Origin of the sequence: Actinomadura sp. KC345, assembly GCF_004348515.1 — a bacterium.
GTDB lineage: Bacteria > Actinomycetota > Actinomycetes > Streptosporangiales > Streptosporangiaceae > Spirillospora.
Genome location: NZ_SMKH01000170.1, coordinates 1 through 16,073 on the forward strand (window position 1 = coordinate 1; position 16,073 = coordinate 16,073).

A 16,073-nucleotide genomic window follows, 5' to 3' on the forward strand; every position below is an offset into this window, starting at 1 on the left:
TATAAGAGACAGGACAATGAGAACAGGAGGTGTCATGAAGTACGTCTTGCTGATCTGTGACAACGAGGTCGACCCGCCCACCATGGAGGAACTGGGTGCCGACCCCGTCCACCAGGCATGGGAGGACAAGGTGCGCGGGTCGGAGCTGTGGGGAGAGCGGCTGCGGCCGTCGGCCAACGCGACGACCGTTCGCGTGCGCGACGGTGAGGTGCTCGTCTCGGACGGCCCCTTCGCCGAGACCAAGGACCTCGTCGGCGGGGTGGTCGCGATCGAATGCGAGAACCTCGACGACGCCATCGAGATCGCTGCCGGCCACCCCTACGCACGCCGCGGAAGCGTCGAGATCCGCCCGGTCTGGGAGTGACGGCACCCGACTCCGTCCCTGATCACCCTGGGGCGCCGGGCTGGTCGGTCATCGGTGGTTTCCGGTGCGGTGGACCGCAACGGCGGTGGCGACGCTGACGAGCAGACCGCCCGCTCCCGCGGCGACGAAGGTGATGCGCGCGTCGGTCGCGGCGAGCAGCAGGCCGCCCAGCGCGTAGGAGAGCCCGGCCCCCAGCCCGACCGCGCCGTAGAGCGTGCCGAACGCCTGGCCGAGGACGCCGGGCGGGACGACGCGCTGCAGGTGGGTGTTGACGCCGACGTCGAAGGCGGCGATGCCGGCCCCGCGCATGGTCTGGAGCAGCATGGCGGCCAGGATCGACCCGGCCAGCCCGGTGACCAGGTTGCCGGCGCTGCTCACCGCGAACCCGACGAGCAGCAGCGCCGGCGCCGGCCATCGCCGGCCCGCGCGGGCGAGCAGCAGGTAGCCGAGCAGCAGCCCGATGCCCACCCCGGCATAGAGAACGGCCGCGTCGGTGCCGGTCCCGCCGAGCTCGTCTCGGGCCAAGAAGACCAACGCGACATCGTCGACTCCGCTGAAGGCGACCACGCCGACGAAACCCGCGGAGACCGCACGCACGGTGGGGATCGACCACACGAGTCTGAGGCCGGCCAGTACCTCGCGGTACCACCCGATCGCCGGGCCCCGGCCGGTCGTGGCTTCTCGCCGGTGCGCGCCGCCGAGCCGGGGAAGCCAGGCCAGCAGGGCGGCGGAGACGGCGAACGTGGCGACGTCGACGAGCAGGACGCCGCGGATCCCGCTCAGCGCGAACAGTGCGGCCGCGATCAGCGGGCCGAGGGATTCGAGCCCGTAGGTACCGACGCCCAGGGCGGCGTTGGCCGCTTCGAGATCCTCGTCGTCGACGATACGAGGCAGGGCGCTGCGCGAGGCCGAGATGAAGGTGGTGGCAGCGATCCCCCGTACCGCGACCAACAACAGCAGGACGGGGAGCGGCGGCAGAGCCGCGGCTATGGCGAGCACCAAGACCCCCTGGATCACCTCGCCGGCGACCATCACCCTGCGAAGCGCGTACCTGTCACTGATGAGGCCTGCGATCGGGCCGAACAGTCCCGGGACACAGTCTCCGGCCAGCAGCAGCAGCGCGACCGCGACCGCGGCGCCTGTCTCGGCCTGGAGGTAGACGAGCAAGGCCACCAGACCGAGGGAGTCGCCGAGGACCGAGACCGCTCGGGCCGTCCACAGCACCCGGAACTCACGGTTGCGGCGCAGGAGTCGGAGCGCGCCACCGCGAGGCCGTACGGCGTGGCCGGCGGATGACCTCGGGCTGGTCATGGTCTTGGTTCCTCCCACGAGAGTCGGCGAGGTGTCGCCGTCGCGGACCCCGGAGCGCGGGTCCGCCTGGAGCACCTGTTGGGCAAGTCTGGCTTCGGCCGTTGTGCCAGATCATCGTCCGCATGGCCGATGCCGAACGGCGTGGGTGGATGAGATCAGGCGCCCCCGGCGGCGGACATCTCAACCACGCAAGGCACGCACCATCCGCCTGATGCCCGATGTTCCACCGGACCCGGTGCGCGAGTGTGCTGGACAGCAACGTCCGCACGAAGGAGTCCGATGAGCTCGCGACCGGCCCACGACCACTGCAGGCATCAGGCCATTAGGGATCTCCATGACGTACTCGGCAGCGGGATCACCATCATCTACGTTCAGGCCGCCACCGCCCTCGCCCTCTCCGGGACCGCCGACGGTTCCGACCGGGCCTCCGCGGCGCTCGCCGCGATCAAGAGCACCAGCAAGGAACTCGCGGCGGAAGTCCACGCCTTGGTCGACTCGCTCACCGCAGGCGCCTCCTCCACGGCCGAGACCGCGCCCGGCCGACCGGGCACGGGACTGAACGGGATCGCCGCCCTCATCGAGGAGATGGCGAGCTGCGGCCTCGCCATCCACATCGAGGCGTCGGGCGACCGCCCGGTGCCGCCGGCCGTCGACCAGGCCGCCTACAGGATCGTGCAGGAGTCCGTGACCAACATCCTTCGTCACGCCGGGCCGACAACGGCCAGCGTCCGCATCGTCCGTGAGACGGACGCGGTGCTCGTGGAGATCACCAACGCCCCACCGAACCGGGAGAACCACCATGCACTGAGCCGCGGTGGGCACGGCATCACCGGCATGCGGCGCCGGGCGGAGGCGCTCGGCGGATCCCTGCAAGCCGAGCCGCTCCAGGACGGTGGCTTCCGGGTGTATGCCCGATTGCCGACCGGGACGCCCGATGCCCCGGCGAAGACCGCGCCAGGCTCACCAGCGATCATGGGAGCGGGATAAAAAGGCTCTGCATCCATCGGGTGGCCATTCCCGCCGAGAGGTCGATGCCGGCGGGACCGGATGGCCGGTCCGCTGGTCGGGGAGACTGGCGTGATGAACAACCCAGGGCGGATGAGCGAGCGCGAGTACTTCGCCAACGTCGCCGAGCGGCTCGGCTTGTACGTCGTAGGTTCGCGTCTTGCCGGCGTCGAGACCTTCCTCGACGGTTATGACCAGCACTCTTTCCGCCACGGCGGTCCCGGGCTTCGGGGATGGCGGGAGTGGCTCGTCGCTCGGCGCGGCAAGGAAGCCCTGTCAACGGCCTCCGCCGCAATGGCCTCTTGCAGCCACCGGCCGACGGATCATGGCGACCGCAGGTCGGGACGCGGTTTCGGCCGGTCACGGCGGTACCGGGCGGCGATCGGCCGCGGCCTGGCCCGGGGAGGGGTGGTTCGAGGCGAGCCGGCGGTGCAGCGTGCGTCGGATCTCGGTGACGAAGCAGTGGCCTTCGGGGGTCAGGTCGTCGCCGTCCAGGAGGGCTTCGGCTGCCTCCATGGACGCGGTGTTCCAGCGGGCGAACTCAGTGTGGGCGAGTCGTGCCGCCTCGCCGGTCTCGTAGGACGATTGGGCGCGCCAGAACTCGCTCACCGCCAGATGCGCGTAGGTCCCGTGGAGGGTCGCCGTGGCGGGACGCGGGTCGCTTCGCCATGCGGGCCGGTAGCGGTGCTCGCCGCCGGGCCGCGTCAGGGGGACGGTGTCCATGAGCGCCGTGAGTTTGGCGTGCTGTACCTCGTGGACGAGGGTGAGCGCCATCGTCTGCGCGTCGGCGGGCATCGACAGGGCGACGCCGCCGAAGGCCTCCGGGGACGAGGCGCTGCTCTGGTGCCCGGGTGGTCCGCCCGCCAGCGGGGTGAGCGCGCGGGCCAGGGCGGCCAGCTCGACCGCGAACCCGCGGTGGCGGCGGGACAGGATGCCCCAGGCGGCCTTGAACGTGGCGTGCCATCGGTGGACCTCGGGACGCGTGAGACGCGGGGCGGGCTCCGTCCCTGGCATGCGGAAGGGGTCCAGGTCGTCCAGGACCGGGTGGATCGCGGCGCCGTGCGCGCTCGCCCGAAGGGTGCGCAGCCCCTCCCAGCCGGGCGCGTCGGTACGGGGCGTGGCGGGGACGACCGCCTCATCGCCGATGCGCCAGGCGCCGTGGCCGATGAACCTGACCAGGGCCGTGTCGGCGAACCCGGTCGCGGCTCGCCCCAGGGACGGGATCATGGCGCCGCCTGCGGAGACGGGAACGTGGAGCTCGCCCGGCGTTCCCGTACGGATCATCGCCGCGGCGGCGAGCGAGGCCAGCCCCTCGGGTCGCGCGCCGGGCAGGGTGGGGCCACCGCGCAGCGCCCGCAGTGTGGCGGACGCCCACGCCCGGACGGCCGGGTGCAGCGCGACCTCGTCGACGGCGTCCGGATGGCCTCCGTGCAGCTCCGCCAGGATCGCGTACGCGCGCAGCGCGCCCTCGTGACCGCCGAGGCGCCGGGCGTGGTCGCGGACGAGCCGCAGCCTGACCAGCTGCTTGCGGCGCTGGGCGCGGACGAGCGCGGCCACGGCGCGGGCGGCGTGGCCGCCGGTCTCCCCGGGGCGGCCCGCCAGCGCGCGAAGGTCGTCCCCGGACACCGGGCATCGGTGCGGCGACCTCACCGCGTGCCGCCGCCGGGAAGAACCGCCAGATCGGCCGTGATCCGATCCCGGATGTGCCGGATCAGCGCGAACAGGTCGCGGCAGTAGACCGAGGGGTTGGCGAACCCGCTGCCGGCCTGGTGGCGGTGCGCGTACAGGCCGCCTCCGCAGACGCGGTGCACGGGACAGCGGCGGCAGGTGGGGGCCAGTGCCGCGGCGCCGATCTGGCGGGCCGCGATCGAGGGCAGCCGCAGCGCCGCGTCGAACGGGTCGCGCGAGACGTGCAGCCCCGTCGCGGGCGCCCCCTCGTACACGGACTTCAGCGCGTCGCCCTGCTCGATCGAGCCGTCGGTCTCGACGACGACGAAGCCGACCGGGGACAGCCCGACGGCCTCGACGGAGGCCGAGCCGCCCAGCAGCAGATGGATGATCTCGGCGAACAACCGGACCCGCGTCTCGGCCGGGGACGCCCCGTACCAGCGGTCGAACACCGCGATGAGCCAGTCGGCGTAGGGGGCGGGCCCGCGGTCCCGGTCCTGGCCGCCTCCGCCGCCCGGCAGGCCGGGCGGCGGGGCGTCCCAGTTGCCGTGCGGGAGCAGGAGGCCGATCGCCGGCGGCTGGTGGCTCAGCAGGGCCTCGTAGGTCTCCACGGGATCGTTGCGGATGTCGATCGTGCACAGCAGCCCGGAGAACAGGTGCCGGAACGCGGGTGAGGTGAGCCGGGCGAGCGCCGCGCGTACCTCGGTGTGGCTGCCGCGGCCGTCGCGGCGCCTGCGGTGCCGGTCATGGGCCGTCCGGCCGCCGTCCAGGCTGACCCCGATCCGGATGCCGAGCTCGTCGCAGAGCCGGAGCTGCTCCGTCCCGAGGCCCACGCCGTTGGTCTGCATGCGAACGTCGACGTGCGCGCCCGCCCGCCCCCGCACGATCCGCCGGAGGGTGCGGACGGCGTCCTCGATCCGGGACGTCCCGGCCAGCAGCGGCTCGCCGCCGTGCAGGCCCACCGTGACCGTGGACAGCTCGTGCCGGGCGGCGTGCTCGGCGATACGTCCGGCGGTGTCGGCCAGGACGTCCTTCGGCATCGTTCGCGGCCGGTGCCGCCAGGACCGGTCGGCCATCTCGTACATGTAGCAGTAGTCGCAGGCCAGGTCGCAGCGGCCGTGGATCTTGAGGACGAACTCGCGGAACGGGGTGGGCCGCCAGCCGGCCGTGCGCAGGGCGGTGAGGTCGAGGCCCGCGGGCCATTCCGGGGCCGCCTGCCGTGCGTTGCTCGTCATCCGCGACCATCCAGGATCGGCGCCGGCCTCGGGCGGTCTCACCCTCGCGCGGTCACAGCGGCTGCGGTTCGAAGTCGCAGTCGATGCGGTCGCCCTGGCCCGCGCCCACGGCCAGCGGATGCTCGGTACCCAGCGTGTCCCGCAGCCGCCGGACCGCGTCGACGAGCAGTTCGGCGCCGCGCTCGGGGGACCCGGACGCGTCGAGGTCGGCGCCCAGGTTGGCCGCGCAGGCCAGGGTGTCGGGGTGGTCGGCCCCCCGGCGTCCGGCCAGCAGGGGCATCGCGGCCTCGCCGAGCGCGACGGCCTGCCCCGCGTCGCCGAGCGCGGCCCGGTCGCTGGCCAGGTTGACGGTCGCGAGCAGCGGATGCGGATGGTCGGCGCCGACCAGGGCGCCCAGTTCGCGGCGGGTGGTCTCGTTCATCGCGGCGGCCTCCTCGGGCCGGCCGCTCAGCCGCAGGACGACCGCCACGTTGATGGCGCAGCCGAAGACGAAGGGATGCCTCTCGCCGAGGACGCGGCGGTACAGGCCGAGCGTCTCCTCGCCGATCTCCAGCGCCTCGTCGATCCGGCCCGCCAGCCGCCACTCGTTGATGAGGTTGCAGGACGCCGCCATCGTGTCGGGGTGTTCGAGGCCGTAACGTTCGTGGTAGCGCGCTCGCAGCTCTTCGGCGAGGGCGAGCGACTCCTCGTACAGCCCGGCCTTGCGCATCGACACGGAGAGGTTCTTGTCGGCCCGCAGCACGTAGTGGCTGTCGAGCGGGAGGACCGTGCGGTAGTCGGCACAGACCCGCCGCTGGGCGTCGAGCGACTCCGCGTACCGGCCGCACTCGCGCAGGTCGCGGTTGACGTTGTTGCGGGAGTTGAGCACCCAGGGGTTGTCGGAGCGCCCGTGGACGTTCAGGCGCTTGGCGCTGGTCTCCTCGTCGAGTGCCAGCGCGCGATCGTAGTCGCCGGTGAGCCGCAGGTCGACGGCCATGTTGTTGGCCGACATGAGGGTCGGCGGCTCCAGCGGGCCGAAGACGGACCGGTGCAGCCGGTAGGACTCCTCGTCCAGCGCCATGGCCTCCGCGAACTCCCCCCGCCAGCGCAGGTCGGCGGCATGGGCGTTCATGGTGTAGAGGGTCTGCTCGTCGTCGGGCGCCGGCGTCAGCCGCATCCGCTCCAGCGTCCGCCGGTTGAGTTCGTAGGCGGTGGCCACATCGCCCAGCAGTCGCGAGGTCAGGGCGAGGATGCGCTGCATCACCAGGACGAGCTGCCACCGGGCCGCCTCGTCCTGGCCGGCGCCCGCCGGCGGGGCGTCGTCGTCGCCGCGGCCTCCGGTCCAGCGGTCGAGCGCGTCGGTGACGAACCGGCGGGCGCCGTCGTAGTCCCCGCGCCGGACGAGGTAGTAGGCGACGTTCACGCACATCTGGCGTACCAGCGGGACGTCGCTGTCCGGCGCGCCGGATCCGACGACATGGCCGAGCAGCCGGGAGAAGATCGGCCAGTTGTCGATGTTGTCGGGGTCGCTCGGGACCCGCGCGCTGAGCAGCAGGTGGACGTCGCGGCGGTGCCGCGCGGCCGTCTCGGGGTCGGCGGCCTCGCGCTGGGTGCGCTGGACGAGGCGGTGGATCGTCATCGTCCGGTGCACCGTCTCGACCCGGGCCAGCGAGAAGCGGCCCAGGCTGCGCAGCGCCCGCTGGAACCGGGCCGGGTCGTCGAGGATCTGGCCGAACGGCCCGTCGAGGACCTGCCGCCCCTCGGTGAACAGGGCGAGCGGGATGGGCGTCGGCCCCAGGTGCGCGCACCGGCTCAGCAGCTCCACGGCATCAGGGCTCTGCGCCTGGAGGCGCGCCACGGACATGCTCCACACGGTGTCCACCGACATCGGGTAGCCGACCGGACGGAAGTCCTCGCCGAGGTGCTGCGGCAACTGCCGGATGAAGTCGTCGGCGGACAGTCCCGCCTCCGACATCAGCGCCGCGGCCTGCTCCAGCGCGAGCGGGAGGTCGCCGACCTCCTCGGCGACGCGGTCGGCGTCGGCCTCGGTCATCCCGTCGATCCGCCGGCACAGGAAGGCCGTGCTCTCGGCGCGCTCGAAGACGTCGATGTCCATGGTGTGGACGCCGTGGCGCCACCGGTCGTCGCGAGAGGTGATCAGCACGTGCCCCGGCCCGCTGGGCAGCAGGGGGGCGATGGCGTCGGGCTCGTCGACGTTGTCGTAGATGAGCAGCCAGCGGCGGTAGGGCTCGCCGCGCCGGAGCGCCTCCAGCAGTTCGGGGACGGCCGTGCTGCTGGCGAGGTCGCCGCCCGTGTCGGTGACGCCGAGCCGGGTGGCGAGCGAGGTGAGCGAGGACCGGACCGTCAGGGGATCCTTGCCGCCGCCGGGGATCCACCAGACGACGTCGTAGTCGTCCATGTACCGGTGGGCGTACTCCGTGGCCGTCTGGGTCTTGCCGATGCCGCCGAGCCCCTTCAGGGCGCACAGGACCAGAGCGCCCTTGTCCGTGGCCAGATCCTGGCGCAGCCGGGCGAGAACGTCCTCGCGGCCGGTGAAGTGGACGTTGCGCATGGGGACCCCGCCCCAGACCTTCGGTCCGCCGGACGATGCGGGCGGGGCTGGAGACGACACGTGACCTCCGGGAACGGTCTCGCTGGATCGGAATACCGAGTCTAACCAAAGTGAAAGACATCGCGAGCGCGCAATTTTACCGATCATGAAAACGGCCGTTGATTGCGGATACGGTCCGCCCGATGCCTCCTTAGCGCGTGTCCGCAAATCACCTCATCCCGGCAAGAACCAGGTGAATCCACGACACTCTGCGTGCCCTTTACGGACGAAGGGGCCGCTGGTCAGACGATACCCGTTCATCGTGATCTGAATTTAACCTGGGTGAACGGTTGAGGATGGCCGGAGGCCCGAGAGGATGGTTACCCTATAAACCCGCCACTCCGGATATCCGGAGTGGCGGGATCGGCCAGAACGCGACCCCGCCTGGCCATGAGGAGGACCGAGAATAGTGTTCACGGGTCGCCGGAGGCGTACCGGCCGGAAACGCGGTGGCCGGGGACGCGCGATCGTCCGGTGGGCACTCGTCACCACGGTGGTCGGGGTCCTGGCCGGAGTCTCGGCGCTCGGCTTCCAGTTGCTGCTGGCCTGGAGCACGTCCGGATTCCTCGGAGTCCTGGTGGGGTTCGAGCCCGCCGCCACCTCCACCGGAGGGCAGCCGCAGGGAGCCTCCGGGATGGAGCGTCCGTGGCTGCTGCCCCTGGTGACCGGAGGGGGCGCCGCGCTCGCCGCCCTCGTCGTCCTCAAGGCCGCGCCCGAGACCGGCGGACACGGCACCGACGCCGCCATCGACGCCGCCCACCACGATCCGTCCCGGATGCGCGCCCGGGTCCCGCTGGTGAAGGCGCTCACCTCGTCCCTCACCCTCGGATCGGGCGGATCGGGCGGCACGGAGGGCCCGATCGCGCAGATCGGCGGCGGTGTGGGATCGGTGGTCGCACGCCGCGCCGGCCTCCCGGAACGGGACGCCCGCACGGTGGTGATGACCGGCCTGGGCGCCGGGATCGGAGCGATCTTCCGCGCCCCGCTCGGCGGTGCCGTGCTGGGCGCCGAACTGCTCTACCGCAAGGGCGTCGCCTGGCCGGTGCTGCTGCCCGCACTCGCCTCCTCGGCGGTGGCCTTCGCCGTGTGCGGAGCGTTCCTGGGCTTCGGCCCTCTGCTGGGCGAGCAGTGGATCACAGGCGGAACGGATCCCGTTGAGCTGCTGCTGTTCGTAGCCCTGGGGGTGCTGTGCGGGCTGCTGGGACGCGTCTACATCAGCACCTTCTACGGGATGCACCACCTGACCGAACGCTGGGTGCGGCGCGAGCGGGGAGTGCCTCCCTGGGCGCCGCCCATCGCCGGCGGGCTGGCCGTCGGCGGGATCGGACTCGCGGCACCGGCGGTCCTGGGGCCCGGCTACGGGGTCATCCAGCAGTCCTTCAGCGCCGAGGCGGTGCTCGGGACGTCCCTCTGGCTGGTCCTGCTGCTTCCCCTGGTCAAGATCCTCGCCACCGCGCTGTCGATCGGGACCGGCGGTTCCGGCGGGCTTTTCGGCCCGGGACTGTTCATCGGTGCGGTGGCGGGGGCCGCCTTCTGGCGCGTCTGCTACGCCGGCGGCGCGACGTCCCTCGGCCCCGAGGTGTTCGCGGTCATCGGCGCGGCGGCGCTGCTCGGGCCCACCATCCACGCCCCGGTCGGGGTGACGCTGCTGGTCCTCGAGGCCACGCGCAGCCCCGGGCTGGTCGGGCCGGTGGCGGTGGCCATGCTGGCGTCCCGCGCGGTCATCGGCCGGCAGACCCTGTACCGCAGCCAGCTCGACAAGCCGGCGAGGTTCGCCCCTGTGATCGAAAGCGTGGTCCCGGCCGCTCCGCCGGGCCCTCCACCTGCCTCGGCGAGGAAGACCCGCGCGATGGCCCGCGCCACCCCCTGCGGACGTCCCATGGAAGGAAAAGCGACGGATGAGTGAGGAAAGCGCGGCCGAGGTTCCGGTGGAACCGTTCGATGTCGACGCCCTGACCCTGGCGGACCTCGACCGGCTGGACGGCACGGTCCTGGGGACGTGCCTGCGGCGCGTGCTGGAGGAGGCCGACTCCCCGCCGAAAGCCGCCGCCAGGCATGACTCGATGATCTGACAGGGGAGCGTCATGCGGACATCCGTCGGCAGTTCGTCCAGGGCGGGGCACGCAATGGAAGACACTGAATGGGAGCGTCTCATCGCGCAACTCAAGGCCGGACGGTGCGCTCCCTTCCTCGGCGCAGGCGCGTGTTACGGGAGTCTCAAAATGGGCTCCCAGTTGAGCGAGCAATGGGCCGATGAATACGACTACCCGTTCGTCGACCGTGGCGACCTGGCGCAGGTGATGCGCTATGTCACGGTCCACGAGGGCGATCCGATCTATGTCAAGGAGAAATTTCTCGACCAGGACATTCGCGGGGCGGCTCCGCCGGACTTCTCCGACCCCTCCGAGCCGCATACGGCCCTCGCCCGGTTTCCCATTCCGATCTACCTCACCACCAACTACGACGACTTCATGGTGCGGGCGCTGCAACACGCGGGGAAGAAGCCCCGGCAGGTGTTGTGCCCCTGGTATCCCTCGGCTCCGTTCCACCCCGAGGACTTCCAGCCCCCGGAGGGAGAACCGCCGGCCGCCCACCCGATCGTCTACCACCTGCACGGCCACGCGAACGCACCCGAATCCCTGGTCCTGACCGAGGACGACTACATCGAGTTCCTGGTCGCCCTCGGCGAGGAGCGCAACCAGCCCGTCCACATGTCGGCCAGCCCCTCTCCCAGCTTCCTTCCCCCGCCGGTGGCCGAGTCGCTGGCCCGGATGCCGCTGCTGTTCGTCGGCTACAGCCTCCGCGACTGGACGTTCCAGGTCATCCTTCAGGGCATCGTCAAGGCTCTGCCCCGCACGATGCACCGCCGCCACGTCAGCGTCCAGATGCTCCCCCTCCAGGCCGGCGCCACCGATGACCAGCGGCGGCGCGCGGAGAACTATCTGACCCGCTATTTCAACGGCCTCAATATCAGTGTCTACTGGGGCTCGGCGGCCGACTTCTTCCGTGAGCTCGACCAGCGCGCCGGCGGTATGCCATGAACGCCACCACCACAGGACCGAACCACGACCGAGAGCACCGCGACCATCCCTATCCCGGCCTGCGGGCCTTCACCCGCACCGAGGACGACGTCTTCTTCGGCCGCGAACGCGAGGCGGCGGACCTGCGCTCGCTCTGGCTGGCCAACCGGCTGACCGTGCTGTTCGGCCAGTCGGGGGTGGGCAAGTCCTCGCTGCTGAACGCCGGGGTCATCCCCGGGCTGCCGGGCGAGGTCGACCTGCTGCCGGTCGGCCGGCTGGCCCCGGCGCCGATCTCCGCGCCCGTGTCCGGGCATGGCGACAACCCGTTCACCTTCGCGCTGCTGTCGATGTGGAGCCCCCGGTCCGGGGCCGAGCGGCTACGGAGCACGACGCTGGCGGAGTTCTTCGGCGGCCGGTCCCCGCTCCTGGACGAGTTCGGCGAGCCGATGACCATCCTGGCGGCCATCGACCAGTTCGAGGAGCTGTTCACGGCCTCCCCCCAGCTGTGGCGCCACCGCGACGCCTTCATCGCCGACCTGTCCGCCGCGCTGACCGCGACCCCCCAGCTGCGCGTCCTGGTGTCGATGCGCGAGGACGCGCTGGCCTCGCTGCTGCCGTACGAGAGCCGTCTGTCCCCACCGCCGCGGCGCCGCATGGGGATGCGGGCGCTGGCCCCGGCGCAGGCACTGCGCGCCGTCGTCGAGCCGCTGCGCAGCACCGACCGCTCGTTCGCGCCGGGCTGCGCCGAGAAGCTCGTCGACGAGATGCGCACCGTCCACGCCCTGGGCCCGGACCAGCCCGAGCCCTTCCTGGACGAGCACATCGAGCCCGTCCAGCTGCAGATCGTCTGCTCGGCGCTGTGGGACGCGCTGCCCGAGGACGTGCGGGTCATCACCGTCGCCCATGTCCGCGAGTACGGTGACGTCGACCAGACGCTCAGCGCCTTCTACGCCGGCGCGGTCGCCGACGTGGCCCGCAGGTTCGACGTGAGTGAGCGGGAGCTGCGCAGCTGGATCGAGCGCACCTTCATCACCGAGCTCAACACGCGCGGGACGGCCTACGAGGGCGCGGGCGAGGTCGGCGGCATGCGCATCGAGATCGCCCGAGCCCTGCGCGACCTCCATCTGCTGCGCGTCGAGCACCGGCTGCGCGCACGCTGGTACGAGCTGCAGCACGACCGGCTCATCGCCGCGATCCAGCAGGACAACCGGGGCACCGAGTGGGAACCGGAGCAGGACGCCTCGATGTACCTGCGCGCCGCCCAGCGCGCCATGGTCGCCGGGGAGTTCCGCGACAGCATGGCGTGGTCGCGGCGCGCCGCCGACGAGGCCGTGCACGCGGGTGACCGGCGCGACCAGGCCGAGGCCGAGTTCCTGCTGGGCCAGGCCGCCGCCATGCTCGGTGAGGAGGCGGCCTCCGACCTGCACCACACCCGGGCCATCGAGTTGTTCGAGGTGCTCAGGGACGAGCCCGCCGTCGTCCGCACCACGACGGGATGGGGCGATGTCCTGCTGGCCAAGGGCCGTCCCGACCGTTCGCTGGAGCTCTACGAGGCGGCGGTGCGGCGCGCCCCGTCCGACCAGGCCGCGCTGGAGGGGCTGGCCAACGTCCTGTGGAGGCTCGGCCAGCTCAGGGCGGCGACCGACGTGTACGAGCGGATCCTCGCCGAGTCGCCGGGCGACGTGTCGGCGCTGGGGGCGCGCGGCCAGCTGATGGCGGAGCTGCAGCAGCCGCAGCGGGCCATCACCGATCTCGAACGCGCGCTGGCCCAGTCTCCCGATCCCGACAGGCTGCCCGACCTGCGCTCCGCCCGCGCGCTGGCGCTGGCACAGCTCGGCCGGCATCCGGAGGCGGCCTCGGAGCTGCAGGCCGCGATCGACGCCGACCCGCGCAGCGCGCGGACCTACCTGCGCGGCGGCCGCACGACGATGCTCCAGGGCGAGTTCGGCCAGGCCAGGAGGCTACTCGAACTCCGCCGCCAGGTCGGCGGGCAGGAGCTCTACCCGTATGAGGCCGACACCGCGGCCGACCTGGAACGCCGCCTGTCCCCCGCCGGCCCCTAGGGCGCGGACGGGGGACGCGCCGCCGCCCAGATGTGCTCGAACTGGCCGATCCAGTGCGCTATCCAGCGCTCCCCGGCCGGACGGGTCAGCCGGACGTGCATGCGCGAGGCCGTCGACTCCCCGTGGTGCCCGTGGATCTCGGCCACCACCACGCAGTTCTTCGACTCGGGATCGATGATCAGGAGGCTGAAGCCGGGGTTGTAGTCGAGCAGGCGGTGCTCGAAGTTCCCGTGGACGTCCCAGCTCTCCATCGCCCGCAGCCGGTCCAGCGTCGCCTCCAGGGACGGCCGCAGATGCTGGACCAGGAAGTCGACCGAGTCGTCGAGCTGGCGGGCGGCCAGGTCGAGCGCGGCACCCGCGCCGGGGTCCAGCACGACGACCCGGACGGAGCCGCCCGGACGGGCGAGCGCCCCCGTCCGCATCAGCTCGCAGCGCTCGGGGAGCAGGAAGTTGACCCCGGACGGCGCGTACAGCCAGACCGTACGCGCCTCCCGGAGCCGCGCGTTGATGTTCAGCGCGTCGAGCGCGCCCCGATCACCCAGGAGGGATTCCGGCATGCTCTCGACGGGCGCGGGCAGCGTGATCCGGTAGACCAGCAGTCCCAGGCCCGCCAGCACGGCCGCCCAGCGGACCTGCTCGGACACGAGGTCGCCGACGACGGTGAGCACCGCGAAGACCAGCGCCAGCGCGGAGACCACGTAGGCGTCGATGTTGCGCAACTGCCTGATGTCCCGACCGATCCGGCGCAGTGCCGCACGCATCGCCCTCACCCCCGCCGCCGCGCCGATGGCCCGCGGGTGCCCGCTACGCCGCCACCGTCAGGCCGGTGACTCCAACGCTAGCCTCTGAAGGCCATTCGGACACGGCCATCTCCGGCCCCGGACGTGGCCACGGCCTGCCTGCTCCGGGGGTGGTTCCGTCAAGCCGCTTAGGGCTCCGGGTTCTGCATGAGGGCCAGGACGGCGCCGGACGGGTCCTTGATGACGCAGTAGGAGCCGGGGCCGTCCCCCTTGGTGGCCGTGACCACGGTGCCGCCGAGTTCCTTGCACTTGGCGACCCGGGCGTCCAGGTCGTCGACGGCGATGTAGACGAGCCACTGGGGCGGCAGGTCGGCGTTCTCGCCCTGGCGCTGGCAGACTCCCGCGACGGGGACGCCGTCCGCGCCGGTCATGAAGTAGTCGTCGTTGTCGTCGTAGTTCTCGCCCGTCTTCAGGCCCGAGACGCCCCAGCCGACGACGGCGGCGTAGAAGTCGCGCAGACGTGCGGCGTCGGGGACGGTGAGGTCGAGTCCGACGATGCCCAGCTCGGTCATCGCTCCGGTGTCCTTTCGTCGAGCATCCATGAGCGCCAGTGGCCGTCGAGGCCGTCGAGGCGCTTTCGTGCGGGGCCGTAGGCGGCGAGGCTGGCCCAGAGGACGCCCATCTCCAGGACCACGAACACCAGGCCGTCGTCGAGTTGGTCGACCGTGGCGAGCAGGACCTTGTCAGGGCGGTGCAGCAGAACCTCGCCGGAGAGGGCTTCGCCCGTGGGCAGTGTCGTGGTGAAGCGGTCGCCGGTGACACCGTGGGTGGACAGGATGGCGTCCCAGGCGGTCGCGGGGCCGGTGGCGACCGCGGAGCGGCGCGGCTGCCCCCGATGGCGTTCCAGATAGTGGCGCAGGATGAGCAGGAAGACGTCCCAGCCGTGGTCGGTGCTGTCGTAGATGTCGTCCCAGTCGTCGGTGGCGGGGAAGCCCGAGTGCACCAGGCGCAGGACGGTCTTGCCGCCCCGGGCCTCGATCGTCCACTCCTGGACGGTGGGTTCGTCGAGCGGCGGGAAGTCGTCGGAGGGCTGGTCGACCAGCCGCAGGCGGCGGCCGGGCTCCCAGCGGTCGATGCGGCTGACGCCCTCCGGCGTGCCCTCCCAGCCGACCGTGACCGTACCGCCCTCCCCGGGCGTGACCTCGGCCTGGTCGGCGTACCAGCGGGTGAGTTCGTCGCCGTCGGTGACCGCCCGCCATACCTGGTCGGCGGTGGCGTCTATCTCGATCTCGTGGTGGTGCTCACGCGTCATCGCGTCCTCCGTGGCTGCGTGGCTGCGCGGCGGCCTCGGCGGCCGCCTGCTCGGGCGTCTTGGTGATCACGGGATGCGCTCCGATCACCACCCGGTGCCGCCGCACGCGGGCCTCGTCGGGCCGGTGGTAGTCGGCGGCCAGCCGCCGGACCGCGTCCGCCAGCCGCTCGGTGAACTCGTGCATGTGCGAGGGCGAGGCGAAGTCGATGTCGACCTCGGCGGTGAAGGTGAGGATCGGCTTGCCCGCGGCGGCGGCCCGCTCGCGGAGGACGGCCACGTCATCGGCCAGCCGCGAGGCGGCCGTGAGCAGGTAGGCGCTGGAGAACCGGTCGGTGCCGACCGCGCGGACGCGGCGCTCCACGAAGCCGCGCCGCTGCCGCTCGTCGACCTGCTCGACGAGGCCGAGCCGCTCCAGCACCCGCAGGTGGTAGTTGACCTTCTGCCGCGGCATGTCGAGGCGCCGCGCGAGGTCGCTGGCCGAGGCGGGCTCCGCCAGGTGCTCCAGCAAGGTGCGTCGCAGCGGCGACAGACCAGGCGGCACCGACTGCGACGGGGGCTCCGGAACGGCTTCACTCACGCGCCCAGCGTAAAATTGACAGTTTCATTTGTCAATTGGCGGACGCGAGGTCATTCCGCTTCGCCGCCGTAGCTTCGCCAGCGTGTCGATCAGTTCGTCGACGTCGTCGGTGAGGGCGCTCAGCGTGTAGCGGGCGGGCTCGGCCCGGTGGTCGTCCGGGGCGGCCACCGGGTCGTCCAGGTCGTTCC

General features: G+C 72.1%; 14 protein-coding genes. 6 read left to right on the forward strand and 8 right to left on the reverse strand.

The features are described from left to right. Positions 1-34: 34 nt before the first annotated feature. Positions 35-364 carry a YciI family protein gene (locus E1281_RS24915; protein ID WP_131882090.1) on the forward strand — a complete coding sequence of 110 codons (330 nt, stop codon included), beginning with the start codon at positions 35-37 and terminating at the stop codon, positions 362-364. 48 nt (positions 365-412) lie between these two features. On the opposite strand, the gene E1281_RS24920 is transcribed toward E1281_RS24915, so the two are convergent. Then, positions 413-1,675: an MFS transporter gene (locus E1281_RS24920; protein ID WP_131882091.1), complete on the reverse strand. Its 1,263-nt coding sequence runs from the start codon at positions 1,673-1,675 to the stop codon at positions 413-415. Positions 1,676-1,954: 279 nt separating this feature from the next. On the opposite strand from E1281_RS24920, the gene E1281_RS24925 reads away from it, so the two are divergent. Then, positions 1,955-2,662, forward strand: a complete 708-nt coding sequence (locus E1281_RS24925) for a histidine kinase (RefSeq protein ID WP_131882092.1) — start codon at positions 1,955-1,957, stop codon at positions 2,660-2,662. A 378-nt stretch (positions 2,663-3,040) separates the two neighbouring features. Here the strand turns inward: E1281_RS24925 and E1281_RS24935 are convergent, their stop codons facing one another. The 3 genes from E1281_RS24935 to fxsT are packed head-to-tail and all read right to left on the reverse strand — an operon-like array spanning position 3,041 to position 8,194. Next, complete coding sequence (locus tag E1281_RS24935) at positions 3,041-4,306, reverse strand: HEXXH motif domain-containing protein (protein ID WP_165959082.1); 1,266 nt, start codon at positions 4,304-4,306, stop codon at positions 3,041-3,043. Positions 4,307-4,326: 20 nt separating this feature from the next. Beyond that, complete coding sequence (locus E1281_RS24940) at positions 4,327-5,583, reverse strand: FxsB family cyclophane-forming radical SAM/SPASM peptide maturase (protein WP_131882093.1); 1,257 nt, start codon at positions 5,581-5,583, stop codon at positions 4,327-4,329. A gap of 52 nt (positions 5,584-5,635) precedes the next feature. Beyond that, on the reverse strand, positions 5,636-8,194 hold the full coding sequence (gene fxsT / locus E1281_RS24945) for an FxSxx-COOH system tetratricopeptide repeat protein (protein WP_165959083.1): 2,559 nt from the start codon (positions 8,192-8,194) through the stop codon (positions 5,636-5,638). Between the two features lie 388 nt (positions 8,195-8,582). On the opposite strand from fxsT, the gene E1281_RS24950 reads away from it, so the two are divergent. The 4 genes from E1281_RS24950 to E1281_RS24960 all read left to right on the forward strand — a co-directional run bounded on the left by E1281_RS24950 (position 8,583) and on the right by E1281_RS24960 (position 13,256). Next, the gene (locus tag E1281_RS24950; RefSeq protein WP_131882095.1) at positions 8,583-10,079 is read left to right on the forward strand and encodes a chloride channel protein; all 1,497 of its coding nucleotides are present in this window, start codon (positions 8,583-8,585) and stop codon (positions 10,077-10,079) included. Next, positions 10,072-10,245, forward strand: coding sequence for a hypothetical protein (locus E1281_RS40450; protein WP_165959084.1), 174 nt, complete (start codon positions 10,072-10,074; stop codon positions 10,243-10,245). Before E1281_RS24950 ends, E1281_RS40450 begins: the two co-directional genes overlap by 8 nt. A 150-nt stretch (positions 10,246-10,395) precedes the next feature. Continuing rightward, on the forward strand, positions 10,396-11,214 hold the full coding sequence (locus E1281_RS24955; RefSeq protein WP_207943477.1) for an SIR2 family protein: 819 nt from the start codon (positions 10,396-10,398) through the stop codon (positions 11,212-11,214). After that, positions 11,211-13,256, forward strand: a complete 2,046-nt coding sequence (locus E1281_RS24960) for a tetratricopeptide repeat protein (RefSeq protein ID WP_131882097.1) — start codon at positions 11,211-11,213, stop codon at positions 13,254-13,256. Before E1281_RS24955 ends, E1281_RS24960 begins: the two co-directional genes overlap by 4 nt. On the opposite strand, the gene E1281_RS24965 is transcribed toward E1281_RS24960, so the two are convergent. The 4 genes from E1281_RS24965 to E1281_RS24980 all read right to left on the reverse strand — a co-directional run bounded on the left by E1281_RS24965 (position 13,253) and on the right by E1281_RS24980 (position 15,885). Next, positions 13,253-14,017: a hypothetical protein gene (locus E1281_RS24965; protein ID WP_131882098.1), complete on the reverse strand. Its 765-nt coding sequence runs from the start codon at positions 14,015-14,017 to the stop codon at positions 13,253-13,255. The genes E1281_RS24960 and E1281_RS24965 overlap by 4 nt on opposite strands. A gap of 167 nt (positions 14,018-14,184) precedes the next feature. Continuing rightward, the gene (locus tag E1281_RS24970) at positions 14,185-14,568 is read right to left on the reverse strand and encodes a VOC family protein (RefSeq protein ID WP_131882099.1); all 384 of its coding nucleotides are present in this window, start codon (positions 14,566-14,568) and stop codon (positions 14,185-14,187) included. Next, a complete protein-coding gene (locus E1281_RS24975) occupies positions 14,565-15,308 on the reverse strand; it encodes an SRPBCC domain-containing protein (RefSeq protein ID WP_131882100.1) in 744 nt (247 codons plus the stop codon). The genes E1281_RS24970 and E1281_RS24975 overlap by 4 nt, the downstream gene beginning before the upstream one ends. Continuing rightward, complete coding sequence (locus tag E1281_RS24980) at positions 15,298-15,885, reverse strand: helix-turn-helix domain-containing protein (protein ID WP_131882101.1); 588 nt, start codon at positions 15,883-15,885, stop codon at positions 15,298-15,300. Before E1281_RS24980 ends, E1281_RS24975 begins: the two co-directional genes overlap by 11 nt. Positions 15,886-16,073: the final 188 nt, after the last annotated feature.